Here is a 15,743-nt window from a genome sequence, read left to right as displayed (position 1 = left end):
CGGGGACTCGATGGCCGCGGCACACCCCTGGACCGCAAACACCACACACTTCATCGCCGGCACCTGGACACCCGCAACCACCGGCCGCACCTACCCCAACCGATCCCCCTGGTCAGGCCACATCCTCGGCCACGCCGCAGCCGGAGACGCCGAAGACACCGAACGCGCCATCACCGCCGCCCACCACGCCTTCCCCACCTGGAGCCGCACCCGCCCCGCCGAACGCCAGCGCGTCTTCCTCAACGCCGCCGACCTCCTCGAACAACGCGCCACCCACGTCCTCGCCGCACTCGCCGCAGAAACCGGCTGCGGCCACCACTTCAGCACCGTACAACTCGACTTCGCCGTCAAACTCCTCCGCCAAGCCGCCAACCTCGCCTACCGCCCCGCAGGCGAACTCCTCCCCTCCGACACCGACGGCACCCAAGCCATGGCCGTACGCAAACCCGTCGGCGTCGTCGCCGCCATCGCCCCCTGGAACGCCTCACTCACCCTCTCCGGCCGCGCCATCACCGGCCCCCTCGCCCTCGGCAACACCGTCGTACTCAAACCCTCCGAAGAAGCCCCCTACACCGGCGGCACCCTCTGGGCCGAAATCCTCCACCAAGCCGGACTCCCCGCCGGAGCACTCAACGTCATCACCCACGCACCCGGCGAAGCCGGCGCCGTCGGCGACACCCTCCTCGCCAGCCCCCTCGTCAAACGCCTCAACTTCACCGGCTCCACCCCCACCGGCAGACGCCTCGCCGAAAAAGCCGGCCGCCACCTCAAACGCGTCGTCCTGCAACTCAGCGGCCAGAACCCCCTCATCGTCGCCGCCGACGCCGACCTCACCCACGCCGTCGACGCCGCCGTCTACGGCGCCTTCATCCACCAGGGCCAGGTCTGCATGTGCGCCCGCCGCATCTACGTCGAACGCCCCCTCGCCGACGCCTTCACCGAACGCTTCGCCGCCCGCGCCGCCCGACTCCCCACCGGCGACCCCGCCGACCCCGCCACCGTCATCGGCCCCGTCATCAACGAATGGGCCCTCGCCCTGCTCGACCGGCGCGTCAAAGAAGCCGTCGGACTCGGCGCCCACGTCCTGGCAGGCGGCGAACCCGCACCCCCCTGCTACCCCGCCACCGTCCTCACCGACGTCCCCGACGAAGCCGAGATCGCCCAGAGCGAGACCTTCGGCGCCGTCGTCGTCGTGGAGACCGTCGACTCCGCCGAAGAAGCCGTCGCCCGCGCCAACCACACCGACCTCGGACTCGCCGCCTCCATCATCACCGGCGACAGCCGGCGCGGACTACGCCTGGCCGCCACCCTGGAAGCCGGCATCGTCCACGTCAACGACCAGCCCGTCAACGACGAACCACAGATGCCCTTCGGCGGCGTCAAGGACAGCGGCTGGGGACGGTTCGGCCTCGGCTTCGCCGCCGAGGAGTTCTGCGAGACCCAGTGGGTCACCGTACGGGACGAACCCCGCACCTACCCCTTCTGACCGTCGCAGGGTTGAAGGGTTGGTGACGTGCGGTTTCCGCACCCGCCCACGCCCTTTACATTGTAGATTTCATGTACGAGGACAGCACCGGCCTGATCCGATACCCGAGCCGCTCGTACACGGCGATGGCCGTGGCGTTGTCGTCGTCCACCATCAGCGCCGCCCGCCCGTACGACGCCACCAGCTCCCCCGACACCCACCCGCACACCCGCTCGGCCAGCCCCCGCCCCCGGAACGCGGCCGCCGTCGCCACCCCCGCCAGCACCCCCACCGACGGAGCCGGCCAGGCGTCGGCCGCCACCGACGCCAGCACCCCGTCCACCCGCACCCCCGCCCACCGGCGCACCCCCGGCATCCCGGGAGCCGCGTAGGAGTCCGGCGCGTCCACCGCCAGCAGCGCGGCAACCTCCCCCTCCGTGTGAGCCGGCAACCAGCCCACCTCCGTCGCGAAGGGCGGACCGGACGGAAAACCCGGACCAGGCCGGTCGGCCAGGCTCATCCAGGAGAACGCGCCGCCCACCTGCAGCCCGTCCAGCTTCGCCACCACCTGCGCCAGCAGCTCCCGCTCGCCCCACGGCCGGTAGGAGGGCCCCAGCTCGGCCAGCGCGTGCCGGACCAGCTCCACCGCGTCGGCGGCCTCCCCCCACACCGCCAGCCGGTCGTGGCGCGACACCCCGGGCGCGGCGGACACCACCGCGCCGCCTGACGCCCACGCCCGCGCCGGCCCGCCGCCGCCGAGGTCCTGCGCGTTCCACACCACCAGGTCGTCGTCACCGCACGCGGCCCGCAACCCGGCGAGCGAGGCCAGCTCGTGGATCACAGGATGGCGCCCGGACGGTACGCGGCCGCCTCCGGGTGCTCGGCCACCACACGGCCCACCTGCTCGACGACCTCCCGCACCTGGCCGGCGGCCGCGCCGGTGAACGACACCCGGTCGGCCAGCAGCGCATCCAGCGCCGCCCGGTCCAGCGGGAACCGCTCGTCCGCGGCCAGCCGGTCGAGCAGCTCGTTGGCGCCGCCGCTCCGGCGCATCGCCAGCGCGGACGCCACCGCGTGCTCCTTGATCAGCTCGTGCGCCCGCTCGCGCCCCATCCCGGCCCGGACCGCCGCCATGAGCATCTTGGTCGTCGCCAGGAACGGCAGGTAGCGGTCGAGCTCGGCGGAGATCACGGCGGGGAAGGCGCCGAACTCCTCCAGCACCGTCAGCATCGTCTCCACCAGGCCGTCGAAGGCGAAGAACGCGTCCGGCAGCGCCACCCGGCGCACCACCGAGCAGGACACGTCGCCCTCGTTCCACTGGTCGCCCGCCAGCTCCCCCACCATGGAGGCGTAACCCCGCAGCACCACGGCCAGGCCGTTGACCCGCTCGCACGAGCGGGTGTTCATCTTGTGCGGCATCGCCGACGAGCCGACCTGGCCCTCCTTGAAACCCTCGGTGACCAGCTCGTGACCGGCCATCAGCCGGATCGTCCTGGCCAGCGAGGACGGCGCGGCGGCCAATTGGACGAGCGCGGTGACGACCTCGAAGTCCAGCGAGCGCGGGTAGACCTGGCCGACGCTGGTCAGCCGGCGCTCGAAGCCCAGGTGGGCCGAGACGCGCTCCTCCAGCTCCGCCAGCTTGGCGTGGTCGCCGCCGAGCAGGTCGAGCATGTCCTGGGCGGTGCCGACCGGGCCCTTGATGCCGCGCAGCGGGTAGCGGGCGATCAGCTCCTCCAGCCGCCGGTAGGCCACCAGCAGCTCGTCGGCGGCGCCCGCGAAACGCTTGCCGAGGGTGGTGGCCTGGGCGGCGACGTTGTGGGACCGGCCGGCCAGCACGGTCGCCTCGTGACGGGCGGCGAGCTCGGCCAGGCGGGCCAGCAACGCCACCACGCGGCCGCGCACCAGCAGGAGACTGTCGCGGACCTGCAACTGCTCGACGTTCTCCGTCAGGTCGCGGGAGGTCATGCCCTTGTGGACCTGCTCGTGCCCGGCCAGCGCGTTGAACTCCTCGATGCGCGCCTTGACGTCATGACGGCTCACCCGCTCGCGCGCCGCGATCGACTCCAGGTCGACCCGGTCGACGACCTTCTCGTAGTCGGCGATCGCACCCTCCGGCACCGCCACGCCGAGCTCGGCCTGCGCGCGCAGCACCGCCAGCCACAGCCGCCGCTCGGCGATCACCTTGTGCTCGGGAGACCACAGGCGGGCCAGCTCCGGCGAGGCGTAACGGGCTGCCAGGACGTCAGGGATGCGAGGCTTGGAAGTCACGTTGGACAAGTGTATGGCCAGGTGCGCGGCCCGTACCGCACAGGCCGGTATCAGCGATCACATTCTTACGGTAGCGCCGATAACTTATCGGTGATATCGTCAGTTCTGTTAACAGTGAAAACATCTCGGGGAGACACCTCATGAACACGCGCACCCTCGGCGTCACCGGGCCGGTCGTGTCCGAGCTCGGGCTCGGCCTGATGGGCATGTCCGACCTCTACGGCCCCGCCGACGAGAAGGAGTCGCTGGCCACCATCCACGCCGCCCTCGAAGCGGGCGTCACACTGCTGGACACCGGCGACTTCTACGGCATGGGCCACAACGAGCTGCTCCTGCGCGACGCCCTGCGCGGCGCCGGCCGCGACCGCGTCGTGATCAGCGTCAAGTTCGGCGCGCTGCGCGGCCCCGACGGCGGCTGGCTCGGCTACGACACCAGCCCGGCCGCGACCAAGACCTTCCTCGCCTACAGCCTGCGGCGGCTCGGCACCGACCACATCGACGTCTACCGGCCCGCCCGGCTCGACCCCGAAGTGCCCATCGAGGAGACCGTCGGCGCGCTCGCCGAGCTGGTCCAGGCCGGATACATCCGCCACATCGGCCTGTCCGAGGTCGGCGCCGACACCCTGCGCAGGGCCGCCGCCGTGCACCCGATCAGCGACCTGCAGATCGAGTACTCACTGCTGTCACGCGGCATCGAGGCCGAGATCCTGCCCACCGCGCGAGAGCTCGGCATCGGCGTCACGGCCTACGGCGTGCTGTCGCGCGGCCTGCTGAGCGGCCACTGGACCCCGGACAGAAACCTCGCCGCCGGCGACTTCCGCACCGCCAGCCCGCGCTTCCAGGGCGGCAACCTGGAGCGCAACCTGGCACTGGCGGAGGCCCTGCGCGGCGTCGCCGAACGCAAGGGCGTGACCACCGCCCAGGCCGCGATCGCCTGGGTGAGCCGGCAGGGCCAGGACATCGTCCCGCTCGTCGGCGCCCGCACCCGGGCCCGGCTGGCCGAATCCCTCGCCGCCACCGGCGTCCACCTCACCGAGCAGGACCTGGCGGACATCGAGCGCGCGGTGCCCGCCGGCGCCGCCTCCGGCGCGCGCTACGCCGCGCCGGCGATGGCCCACCTGGACAGCGAACGATGACCGGCACGGGCCAAATCGATAACATCATCCTGTTACCATCGGAAACATGGCGAAGACGCACCGGGACCGCATCATCGAAGCCGCCTCGGCCCTGCTCACCGAGGGCGGGCGCGACGCGGTCTCGACCCGCGCCGTGAGCGCCGCCGCCGGGGTGCAGGCCCCGGCGATCTACCGCGTCTTCGGCGACAAACAGGGCCTGCTCGACGCCGTGGCCGGCCACGGCTTCCAGACCTACCTGCGCAGCAAGAAGGACAACCCCGTCACCGACGACCCGGTCGCCGACCTGCGCCGCGGCTGGGACCTGCACGTCGGCTTCGGCCTGGCGCACCCCGCCCTCTACAGCCTCATCTACGGCGACCCGCGCCCCGGCGAGTCACCCGCCGCCCGCCAGGCGTCGGAGATCCTCTCCGGCATGATCCACCGCATCGCCGAGGCCGGCCGGCTCGCCATGACCGAGGAACGCGCCGCCCTCCTCGTGCACGCCGCCGGCCGAGGGATCACCCTCACCCTCATCTCCATGCCCGAGGAGCAGCGCGACCCGGCCCTGTCCGCCACCGCCCGCGACTCGGTCATCGCCACCATCACCACCGGCCCGCCGCCCGGCGCGACGCCGGACGGCGGGCCGGTCGCAGCCGCCGTCGCGCTGCGCGCGGTGCTGCCCCGCACCACCGCGCTCAACGCGCCGGAACGCGCCCTGCTGGCCGACTGGCTCGACCGCATCGCCACGAGCGGCTAGCGGGGGCGTCCGCCCGCACGGCACCGGGCCGCACGGGCGGACACGCCCGTCAGGGCGCCGCCGTCTCCAGCACCTTCGGCTCCGGCTTCGCCTCCGGCGGGGTGCGCCGCATCCGCTCCTTGCCCCGCTCCACCATCGTGTACAGCGTCGGCACCAGCACCAGCGTCAGCAACGTCGAGCTGATCAGACCGCCGATCACCACGATCGCCAGCGGCTGCGAGATGAACCCGCCATGACCCGTCACGCCGAGCGCCATCGGCACCAGCGCGCAGATCGTCGCCACCGCCGTCATGAGGATCGGCCGCAACCGCCGCCGGCCGCCCTCCACGACCGCCTCCACGATCCCCATGCCCTGGGCGCGGTACTGGTTGATCAGGTCGATCAGCACGATCGCGTTCGTCACCACGATGCCGATGAGCATCAGCATGCCGATCAGCGCCGGCACGCCCATCGCCGTGTCCGTGGCCACCAGCAGCCCCACCGCGCCGGTCGCCGCGAACGGGATCGACACCAGCAGGATCAGCGGCTGCACGAAGCTGCGGAATGTCGCCACCATGATCATGAAGACGATGGCGATCGCCGCCAGCATCGCCATCCCCAGGTCCGCGAACGCCTCCTCCTGGTCCGCCGAAGCGCCGCCGATCTCGTACGCGGCGCCGGCCGACAGGCCCAGCCCGTCCAGCTCGCGCGTCAGCTCGGCGGTGACGCTGCCCAGGTCGGCGGCCGTGGCCTTCGCCGAGACGGTGGCCGAACGCTCGCCGTCGATCCGGGTGATCTGGGTGGGACCGTCCACCTTCTCCACCTCGGCCACCGACGACAGCTTCACCAGCCCGGACGCCGTCGGCAGCCGCAGGTCCCGCACCGCCTTGACGTCGTCGGGCGCGTCACCGACGCGCAGCACCAGGTCGCTCGCCCGGCCGTCCAGCGTGAGCTGGCCCAGCGGGGCGCCGCGGAACGCCTGCGCCACCGTCTGCCCGATCTGCGCCTCGGTCAGGCCGCGCGCGGCCGCCTTCTCCCGGTCCACCCGCACCTCGATCCGCGGGGCGCTCGTCTCCAGGTTCGAGGACACGTCCCGCAGCCCCTCCACCTGGCCCATGGCGCCCGTCACCGCGTCGGCGGCCGAGCGCAGCGCGCCGATGTCGGGAGCGCGCACGATCACCTGGACGCTGTCGGAGGAGAACCCCGCGGCCGACGCGCCGCCCACCGTCACCTCGCCGATGCCCGACACCTCGGCCAGCCGGTCACGCAGCTCCTGCTCCACCGCCGGAGTGTCGCTGCCGTCCTTGATCGTGATCGAGTAGGAGGCGCGGTCGGCGCCGCCCCCGGTCCCGCCCATCATGGCGTTGCCGCCGCCGACGTTCACCTGGTAGGACTCGACCGAGTCGACCTGCTCCAGCACCTCCTCGACCTTGGCCGCCGCCTTGTCGGTGGTCTTCAGGTCGGCGCCCACCGGCATCCGCTGGCTCATCGAGATCGTGTCCTGGCCCGAGGAGTCCAGGAAGTTCGTCTGCAGGCTGCCCGCCAGCCCCATCGTGCCGGCGAACACCACCACGCCGATCAGCAGCGTCACGACCTTGAAACGGGTGGCGAAACGCAGCACCGGCAGGTAGGCGCGCTGCAGCGGCGAGCGCAGCTCCTTGGCCTCTGCCTTCTCCCTCTGCGCCCTGGCCTCCTCCGGCGTCAGCCCGCGCGTCCCGAGGAACCAGTAGGCCAGCACCGGCACCACCGTCAGCGACACCACCAGCGAGGCCAGCAGCGCCACCGTCACCGTGATCGCGAACGGCGCGAACAGCTCGCCCACCATGCCGCCGACGATCGCGATCGGCGCGAACACCGCCACCGTGGTCAGCGTCGACGCCGTCACCGCGCCCGCCACCTCGCGCACGCCCGTCAGGATGGCCGACCGCCTGGCCTCGCCATAGCTGAGATGCCGCTTGATGTTCTCCAGCACCACGATCGAGTCGTCCACCACCCGGCCGATCGCGATCGTCAGCGCGCCCAGCGTCAGCATGTTGAGCGAGTAGTCGCCCAGCCACAGCACCAGCAGCGCGATCACCACCGACAGCGGGATCGACACCGCCGTCACCAGCGTGGAGCGCACCGACAGCAGGAACACCAGGATGACCAGCACCGCGAACACCAGACCGAGGATGCCCTCGGTGGTGAGGTTCTCGATCGACTCCTCCACGTACGGGGCCTGGTCGAAGACCACCTCGATCGCGGTGTCGGAGCCGTCGCCGAGCGCGCGGGTCAGCTCGGGCAGCTTCTCGCGCACCTCGTGGGAGATCGCCACCGCGTTGCCGTCGGGCACCATGGTGACCGACACGCCCAGGCTGGTGTGGCCGTCGGTGCGGGTGATCGTGGTGGCGTCGGACAGGCCGCGCTCCACGGTCGCCACGTCACCGAGCTTGACCGGCTTCGGCGCGCGCTGCTGGACGGCCTGCTGCGGCGCCTGCGGCTGGGCCTGCCGCGCCTGCTGCGCGTTCTGAGCCTGCTGTTGCTGCTGCGGCTGGGCCTGGGGCTGCGGCTGGGCGGGCGTGAGATAGAGGTCGCGGATGTCCTCGACCGACTCGACGCGCGTGCCGACCTGGACGGTCAGCGACGTGCCGTCCTCCACCAGCGAACCGGCCGGGACCGGCGTGCCGTTGGCGCGCAGCACCTCGGGGATCTGCGCCGCCGACACCCCGGCCAGCGCCATCTTCCCCAGATCCGGCGTGATCGTCACGACCTCGTCGCGGGTGCCGGTCACCTGCGCCTCGCGCACGCCGTCGACGGCCCGCAGCTCCGGCAGCACGATGCCGCGCAGCTTGTCGGCCATCTCCCGCGGGTCGCCGCCGTCGCCCACCGCCAGCACCAGCACCGGGATGTCGTCGGTGCTGCCCGCCACGACCTGCGGCTCCACGTTCGCCGGGAGCTGGCCGCCGATCCGGTTGACCGCCTGCTGCATCCGGCTGATCGCCGCGTCGACGTCGGTGCCGTACTCGAAGGCGACCTGGATCTGCGCCAGCCCCTCCTTCGACGTCGAGGTCATCGACTCCATGCCGTCGAGCCCCTGGAAGGAGTCCTCCAGGGGCTCGGTGACCTGTTCTTCCACGATGTCCGGCGACGCGCCCGGATAAGCCGCCACCACGAAGGCGCCGGGAAAGCTCAGCGACGGCAGCAACTGCTGCTTCAGCTGCGGGATCGTGAACAGGCCGAAGGCGCTGAGCACGACCGCGATCAAGATCACTAGACTGCGGTTGGCAAGGCTCAACCGGGCGAGTGCGGTCATGGAGTCGGTTCCCTTCAAGATTTCGGCCCCAGACTAACACTTCGCCTTGGACGAATATTTAACGTCGCACGACGTTCCTGATAACCTTCTCAGGAAAGCGAGAGGTGTACGTGAACGACGAACGCGACGATCTGATCCACCAGATCATGGAGATCCAGCGCGACCTCGGCCGGGCCCTCGCCCGCCACCAGTCGCCGCTGTTCTCCTCCAACCTCACGATGCGCCAGCTCAAGGTCATCATGCTCGTCGCCGCCAACGGCTCGGCCACCGGCCAGGACCTCTCCCACAACCTCGGCGTCACCCTCGGCACCGTCACCGGCCTCGTCGACCGCCTGGTCGCCCACGGCCTGGTCAGCCGCCACGAGGACCCGCACGACCGGCGCGTACGCCGGGTCGAGCTCACCCCCGCCGGCCGCACCCTCATCGAGGAGATCAACGACGCCGGCCTCAAGCAGTACCGCCGGATCATGAACCACCTCGACACCGAGACGCTCCGCTGCCTGCACCACGTGACCGTCCGCCTCCACGAAGCCGCCGCCGAGCTGCATCGGGCGTCGTAGCGGGGGTTCCCTCCGTACGGGAGATCGCGACCCCCGCCCGGCGCCTTTACAATGTAGATCAGCTGGTCAGGCGGGACAGCGACGACGGCAGCTCACCCTCGCAGGCCACCGTCAGCCGGCGCGTCGCCCGCGTGATCGCCACGTACAGGTCCTGCGCCCCGTTCGGCGACTGGGCCAGGATCGCGGCGGGATCCGCCACGATCACCGCGTCGAACTCCAGCCCCTTGGCCCTCGTCACCGTCAGCACCGTCACCGGCGCGTCCAGGTCCTGCCCGGGGAACAGCGCCGCCGCCCGCCCGTACAGCGCGTCCGGGACCACCACGCCCACCCGGCCCTCGCCGATCGCCGCCAGCTCCTCGCGGGCCAGCTCCGGCAGGTCCGCGAGCCCTGCCCGCACCGATCGGGGAGGCGCGCCGCCGTCGCGCACCGAGCGCGGCGGCGTCAGCGACGGGTCGATCGCCGCCAGCACGTCCGCCGCCACCTCCATGATCTCGGCCGGGGTGCGGTAGTTCACCTCCAGCCGCTCCTCCCGCCAGCGGCCCTCCAGGTACGGATCCAGCACCTCGCCCCACGAGCGGGCCCCGGCCGCCGAACCCGTCTGCGCGAGGTCGCCGACCACCGTGAGCGACTTGGCCGGCACCCGGCGCATCACCAGCCGCCAGGCCATCGCCGACAGCTCCTGCGCCTCGTCCACGATCACGTGCCCGTACGCCCAGGTGCGGTCCCGCGCCGCCCGGTCGGCCGTCGTCAGCTCGGACCCGTCGTCGGCGTGCCGCTCGGCCAGCACGTCGGCCCGTTCGAAGATGCCCTCCTCCAGCACGCCGGTGGTCTGCAGCACCTCCCGGGCGAACAGGTGACGCTCGCGCAGGTCCTCCTCAGCGCGGCGGCCCGCCGCCCGCGCCGCCGAGTCGTCCTGGCCCAGCAGCTCGGCCGCCTCGTCGAGCAGCGGCACGTCACCGGCCGTCCAGGCGGCGCCGGCGGGCCGCACCAGCGCCCGCCAGTCCAGGTCCGGCGGGCACAGCGCCTCCAGCGTGTCCGGCGAGGACAGCAGCTCGCCGATCAGCCGCGACGGCGTCAGCTCCGGCCACAGCGCGTCGAGCGCCTCCCGCACCTCCGGCTGCGCCCACAGCCGCTCCGAGGCCACCGCCAGGTCGATCTCGTCCAGGTCGGACTCCAGGTCCAGCGGCCCGGCCAGCTCCGGGTCCTCCAGCTCCATCTCCGCCAGGCGCAGCCCCTCCTCCAGCGCCCGCGCCTCGGCCCTGGCCAGCTCCTTGAGCATCTCCGTCACGTACAGCTTGCGTGCCATGTTGTGCGTCAGCCGCACCGCGCGCGCCCGCGCCCGGTGCCGGGCGCAGGTCTCGTGCGGGACCCGCAGCCGCAACCCGTCGAGCTCCACCACCAGCTCGCCGTCCGGCACCCGCTGGCGATCGCGCACCGCCGCGGCCACCACCCCGGCCATCCGGATGTCGCCCTTGACGACCGCGGCCGCCGGCGGGTCGGCGGCCGTCGCGCGCACCCCCGGGAACAGCTCGCCGAGCGTCGCCATCACCACCTGCGTCTCCCCCAGCGACGGCAGCACCTGGCCGATGTAACGCAGGAACATCGCGTTCGGGCCGACCACCAGCACGCCGCGCCGCTCCAGCGTGTCGCGGTGGGTGTAGAGCAGGTAGGCGGCGCGGTGCAGCGCCGCCACCGTCTTGCCGGTGCCCGGCCCGCCCTGCACCACCAGCGCGCCCTGCAGCGAGGCGCGGATCACCCGGTCCTGCTCGGTCTGGATGGTGGCCACCACGTCGCCCATGCGGCCGGTGCGGCCCCGGCGCAGCGCCGCCAGCAGCGCCGCCTCCCCCACCAGCGTGCGGCGCTCGCCGTCGCTCATCCCCTCCAGGTCGAACACCTCGTCGTCCAGCCCCGTGACCGTGCGGCCCCGCAGGTGCAGGTGGCGGCGGCGCACCAGCGAGCCGGGGTCGGTGGCGGTGGCCAGGTAGAACGCGCGCGCGGCGGGGGCCCGCCAGTCGATGAGCACCGCCGAGCCCTCTTCGTCGCGCAGGCCGATCCTGCCGACGTAGACGCTCCGGCCGTCGCGGTCGTCGACCCGGCCGAAGCACAGCCCGCGCTCCACCCCGTTGAGCTGCGCCAGGCGGCGGGCCTGCGACGTGGCCAGGGCCTCGCGCTCGACCATGGCCTGGCGGGTGCCGCCGCCCCGGGCGTGCACGGCGCGCAGCGCCGACTCCGCCCGCTCCCTGGCGGAGTCGAGCCTGCCGTAGAGGCCCGACACGACCCGCTGTTCAGTGTCAAGGGCCGCGGCGAGAGCATCTTGACGATTATCCATCAAGTGGTATACTCCTCATGGGATACGTGTGAAGACTGCCTTAGATGTCAAGCAGTCGAGCTTACCTCCCGTCGGCGTGCGCGGCAACGCCTCCCTGCCGACCGCCTCCGCCGGGCCGCGTGCTAGCTTGCCGATCATGCCTGACTACCTGCAGAGCCTGTTCTCCCTCGCCGGGCGGCGCGCGCTGGTCACCGGCGGCAGCTCCGGCATCGGCTACGCCATCGCCGAGGCGCTCGGCCGCGCCGGCGCCGAAGTGGTGATCGTCGCCCGCGGCAAGGCCGGGCTCGACCGGGCCGCCGAACGGCTGCGCGGACACGGCGTCACCGCCGCCACGATCGTGGCCGACCTCGGCGACCGCGAGGCCGTGCGCCGCGTGTGTGAGCAGGCCGGCCACATCGACGTGCTGGTCAACGACGCGGCCAACAACATCCGCAAGCCCATGGCCGAGCTGACCGAGGACGACTACGCGCAGACCATCGCGGTCAACCTGACCGCCCCCTACCTGCTCGGGCAGCACTACGGGCCGCTCATGGCCGCACGCGGCTGGGGCCGCGTCATCAACATCGGCTCCCAGCAGAGCGTCCGCGCCTTCGGCGACAGCGGCGTCTACGGCGCCGCCAAGGCCGCGCTCGCCGGCCTCACCCGCTCCCAGGCCGAGGCATGGTCCGCCCAGGGAGTGTCGGTCAACACGATCATCCCCGGATTCGTCCTCACCCCGCTGACCGAGCCCGCCCAGGCCATCCCCGGCCGCGTCGAGCAGATGGCCGCCCGTCACATGGCCGGCCGCAACGGCGTCCCCCAGGACTTCGCGGGCGCCGCGGTGTTCCTGGCGAGCGACGCCGCCGCGTTCGTCACCGGCCACCTGCTGTACGTCGACGGCGGCTTCTCGGTGCACTGACCCGGCACCTTTACAAAGTAAATCATTCAGTGCCCCCGCCACCGACGTGCCCCCGCCACCGACGTGCCCCCGCCACCGACGTGCCCCCGCCACCGACGTGCCCGCGCCGGCCCGCGCCGTGCAGGTCGCCTACAACGGGGCGCTCATCCTGCGGGCCCTGACCGGTGACGGCACCCTCAGCCCGCTGGAGGAGGACGTCGCGCTGACCCACTGGTCCACGCGGGTGCTCGGCGCGGGCGTCGTCCAGTCGACCTACGCCGTCGACCGGTGACTTCCTTCACCGGCCGGCCGCGCGGGAACATCCGCGGCCTCCCGGTGGTTACATGACTCGTGGCCGGTGTGCCCAGTGTCCCCGGGCCTCACCTATCGCCTTCGCGGACTACCGTACGGCTGGAGCCGCGTTGAGCCTTTCGCCGAGAGGCGACACGCACACCGGTACGCAGACGTATGGCTGAAGGCCCCCGCCGACCCGGCGGGGGCCTTCGCCGTTCCACGACCGTCACAGGGGACTGGCATCCTGTACGGATGCGACAGGTGACCGTCCTCGGCAGTTGTGGTGCGTTCCCCGAGCCGGGCCGTGCCTGCAGCGGGTTCGCGGTGGACTGGGACGGTTACCGGCTGCTGCTCGACCTCGGCTACGCCACGCTGCCGCGGTTGCTCGCGCACTGGCCGGACGGCGCGGTTGACGCGGTCGTCGTCACCCACGAGCACCCCGACCACTGCGTCGACCTGCACGGGTTGTTCCGGATGCGTTTCTACGGCGACCCCGGTGGCCCGCGGCTGCCGTTGTACTGCCCGGCGGGCGTGCTCGACCGGATCGGCGGGCTGGAGCCCGACGCCGACCTCCACGCGGTCTTCGACGTGCGTCCGCTGCCAGGCGGTCACCGGGTGGGGCCGTTCGCCCTCACGGGATTGTCGCTGCCGCACTATGTGCCCAACGCCGGCGTCCGCCTGGAGGCCGACGGGGTCGTCCTGGCCTACACCGGCGACACCGGTCCGACTCCCGCGCTCGCCGAGCTCGGGCGCGACGCCGACCTGTTCATCGTCGAGGCCACCGACCGCGACGGCGAGGCCGACCGCCCCACCCGCAATCTGCTCGCCTCCACAGAGGCCGGTCACTGGGCCCGACGCGCACGCGCACGCCGGTTGATGCTCACCCACTTCTGGCCGGGCAACGACCGGGCCGCCGCCGTGGCCGCCGCCCGCGAGGAGTTCGGCGGTGAGGTGCTGGCGGCCGAGGAAGGACTCACTGTCCCACTCGGGTGGAACTGATCAACGAGCGAGGGCCGGCGTCCGGTGCTTTCAACCGAAGACGCCCGTCCGCAGGGCTCAGGCCGGAGTGACCGCGGAGTCCGCCGGACGATCGGAGCGCGGGCCGGGCTCGGTCAGCGGGGCGAACAGGGCGCCCAGTTTGTTCACCGTCTCGGGGATGATCCAGTAGTAGACCCAGGTGCCGCGCCGCTCGCTGCCGATCAGGCCGGCGGTGCGCAGCACCTTCAGGTGGTGGCTGATGGTGGGCGCGGTCAGGTCGAAGGCGTCGGTCAGGTCGCACACGCAGGCTTCGCCGCCGGCGTGGGAGCCGATCATGGACAGCAGGCGCAGCCGGACCGGATCGGCCACCGCCTTGAGCAGGACGGCCAGCTCGGCGGCGTCGCCTTCGCTGAGCGGCCGGCGGGCGATCGGCGCGCAGCACGTCCCGGCCTGAGCGTCCTGGCTGCTTCGGGCGAGGGGCAGGGTGGTGGCGGTCATGCGGGAGCCTCCGGGCCTGACTGGTGTTTCGATGTTCGTCTAAATGATAGGCGGTGGTAGAGGGTCAGCGCCGCGGCGGCGGTCAGGCAGGTGAGGGCGACGCCGGCCATGACCCATCCGTAGCCGGCGGCCTGGGCCAGGGCCAGGGCTGCGGCCGGGCTCACGGCCTTGGCCAGGGTGGCGGGCAGGGCCAGGCGGCCGGACAGGCTGGCGTAGGCGGTGGTGCCGTGGCGTTCGGTCAGCAGGTGCGGCTTGGTGATGGTGGCCACGCCGAAGCCGAGCCCGAACATCAGCACCGCGGCGACGGCGCCCGCGGTGGTGGCGCCGATCAGCGGCAGCGCGGCGGCGCCCACGGCTTGCAGGGCGAAGATGGCGGCGGCGATCAGCGCGGCGGGCAGGCGGCGCTGCAGCCCGGTGGTGATCAGCCGTCCGGTGACCGACAGCACGCCGAGCAGCCCGGCCACGCCGGCGGCCAGCAGCGGCGGGTGGCCGAGGTGGATCAGATAGGTGATGAGCAGGACCGAGATGGTGGCCGTGCCGGCGCTGTGCAGGGTGAAGGCGGCGGCCAGCAACGAGAAGGCCGCCTGGCGGGTGGCGGCGCGCACCAGCGCCGCCCGCTCGCCGGCCCCGGACTGGGCCGAGTCACTCGTGTCCGACGCCGAAGGCTTCCCCGTCCGGGGACGGCCCACGGCCAGGAGGTGCAGCGGAATGGCCGCCGCGCCGTAGACGACGCCGAGGATGATCAGGGCCTGGCGCCAGCCGTACGCCTGGACCAGCGCGCCGGTCACCGGCATGAAGATGGAGGAGGCGAACCCGGCCACCACGGTGACCGCGAGCAGCGCCATGGCGCGGGCCGGGGCGGCGAAGCGGGCGACGATCACGGCGAAGGCCGCCTCGTACAGCACCATGGCCGCGGCGACGCCGATGAGGACGAACACCGCGTACAACTGGGCCACGGTCCGCACCTGCGACCAGGCCAGCAGCGAGACGGCGCCCAGCACCGAGCCCGCCGTCATCAGGGCGCGGCCGCCGCGCGCGTCCAGCCAGCGGCCCGCCACCGGCGCGCCCAGCGCCGCGATGAGCACCGAGACCGTCAGCGCGAGCGAGACCTGCGAGGGGTCGGCGGCCAGGTCGCGGCTCATCGGCGTGAGCAGCACCGGGAAGCTGTAGTACAGCACGCCGAACCCGAGGGTCTGGGTGAGGGCCAGCGCCGCCACCAGGGGCCACCCCCTGCCCAGGCCGCGGCCGGGCGCGGGGCGGGCACCGCTCTCTCCGCCGGCCGAGGCGGCGGAGAGAGGATCGACGGCCGGCATAAGCGCTCCTTGGAAAAA

General features: G+C 72.7%; 13 protein-coding genes. 7 read left to right on the top strand and 6 right to left on the bottom strand.

The features are described 5' to 3' along the window. The first annotated feature begins 10 nt into the window (after nucleotides 1-10). Nucleotides 11-1,486, top strand: coding sequence for an aldehyde dehydrogenase family protein (locus FR742_RS15120; protein WP_148031551.1), 1,476 nt, complete (start codon nucleotides 11-13; stop codon nucleotides 1,484-1,486). Nucleotides 1,487-1,541: 55 nt separating this feature from the next. Here the strand turns inward: FR742_RS15120 and FR742_RS15115 are convergent, their stop codons facing one another. Both FR742_RS15115 and purB read right to left on the bottom strand, forming a co-directional pair. After that, nucleotides 1,542-2,306 (bottom strand): GNAT family N-acetyltransferase, encoded by a 765-nt coding sequence (locus FR742_RS15115; protein ID WP_148031550.1) that lies wholly within the window; start codon nucleotides 2,304-2,306, stop codon nucleotides 1,542-1,544. Further along, entirely contained in the window at nucleotides 2,303-3,733 is a 1,431-nt protein-coding gene (gene purB / locus FR742_RS15110; RefSeq protein ID WP_148031549.1) for an adenylosuccinate lyase, read from the bottom strand. The genes FR742_RS15115 and purB overlap by 4 nt, the downstream gene beginning before the upstream one ends. Nucleotides 3,734-3,873: 140 nt before the next feature. Here purB and FR742_RS15105 point away from each other — a divergent pair, with 140 nt between their 5' ends. Beyond that, nucleotides 3,874-4,869 (top strand): aldo/keto reductase, encoded by a 996-nt coding sequence (locus FR742_RS15105; protein ID WP_148031548.1) that lies wholly within the window; start codon nucleotides 3,874-3,876, stop codon nucleotides 4,867-4,869. A 46-nt stretch (nucleotides 4,870-4,915) separates the two neighbouring features. Next, the gene (locus FR742_RS15100; RefSeq protein ID WP_148031547.1) at nucleotides 4,916-5,605 is read left to right on the top strand and encodes a TetR/AcrR family transcriptional regulator; all 690 of its coding nucleotides are present in this window, start codon (nucleotides 4,916-4,918) and stop codon (nucleotides 5,603-5,605) included. 49 nt (nucleotides 5,606-5,654) lie between these two features. On the opposite strand, the gene FR742_RS15095 is transcribed toward FR742_RS15100, so the two are convergent. Beyond that, nucleotides 5,655-8,876, bottom strand: coding sequence for an efflux RND transporter permease subunit (locus FR742_RS15095; protein ID WP_148031546.1), 3,222 nt, complete (start codon nucleotides 8,874-8,876; stop codon nucleotides 5,655-5,657). Between the two features lie 110 nt (nucleotides 8,877-8,986). On the opposite strand from FR742_RS15095, the gene FR742_RS15090 reads away from it, so the two are divergent. Further along, nucleotides 8,987-9,436 (top strand): MarR family winged helix-turn-helix transcriptional regulator, encoded by a 450-nt coding sequence (locus FR742_RS15090; RefSeq protein WP_261808544.1) that lies wholly within the window; start codon nucleotides 8,987-8,989, stop codon nucleotides 9,434-9,436. Nucleotides 9,437-9,494: 58 nt separating this feature from the next. Here FR742_RS15090 and FR742_RS15085 read toward each other — a convergent pair whose 3' ends face one another. Then, a complete protein-coding gene (locus FR742_RS15085) occupies nucleotides 9,495-11,765 on the bottom strand; it encodes an ATP-binding domain-containing protein (protein ID WP_148031544.1) in 2,271 nt (756 codons plus the stop codon). A gap of 136 nt (nucleotides 11,766-11,901) precedes the next feature. Here FR742_RS15085 and FR742_RS15080 point away from each other — a divergent pair, with 136 nt between their 5' ends. From FR742_RS15080 to FR742_RS15070, 3 genes are all read left to right on the top strand, one after another. Next, nucleotides 11,902-12,663, top strand: a complete 762-nt coding sequence (locus FR742_RS15080; protein ID WP_148031543.1) for an SDR family NAD(P)-dependent oxidoreductase — start codon at nucleotides 11,902-11,904, stop codon at nucleotides 12,661-12,663. 97 nt (nucleotides 12,664-12,760) lie between these two features. Further along, nucleotides 12,761-12,934, top strand: coding sequence for a hypothetical protein (locus FR742_RS44545; protein WP_187281156.1), 174 nt, complete (start codon nucleotides 12,761-12,763; stop codon nucleotides 12,932-12,934). Nucleotides 12,935-13,188: 254 nt separating this feature from the next. Then, nucleotides 13,189-13,935 carry an MBL fold metallo-hydrolase gene (locus FR742_RS15070; protein WP_148031542.1) on the top strand — a complete coding sequence of 249 codons (747 nt, stop codon included), beginning with the start codon at nucleotides 13,189-13,191 and terminating at the stop codon, nucleotides 13,933-13,935. Between the two features lie 57 nt (nucleotides 13,936-13,992). Here FR742_RS15070 and FR742_RS15065 read toward each other — a convergent pair whose 3' ends face one another. Then, nucleotides 13,993-14,412, bottom strand: coding sequence for a metalloregulator ArsR/SmtB family transcription factor (locus FR742_RS15065; RefSeq protein WP_148031541.1), 420 nt, complete (start codon nucleotides 14,410-14,412; stop codon nucleotides 13,993-13,995). Next, complete coding sequence (locus FR742_RS15060) at nucleotides 14,409-15,725, bottom strand: MFS transporter (protein ID WP_148031540.1); 1,317 nt, start codon at nucleotides 15,723-15,725, stop codon at nucleotides 14,409-14,411. Before FR742_RS15060 ends, FR742_RS15065 begins: the two co-directional genes overlap by 4 nt. Between the last annotated feature and the right edge of the window lie 18 nt (nucleotides 15,726-15,743).

This window comes from Nonomuraea sp. C10, assembly GCF_008017515.1.
Classification (GTDB): domain Bacteria; phylum Actinomycetota; class Actinomycetes; order Streptosporangiales; family Streptosporangiaceae; genus Nonomuraea; species Nonomuraea ferruginea.
Note: the sequence above shows the minus strand (reverse complement) of the source record. Positions and strands in the feature narration are given on the sequence as shown.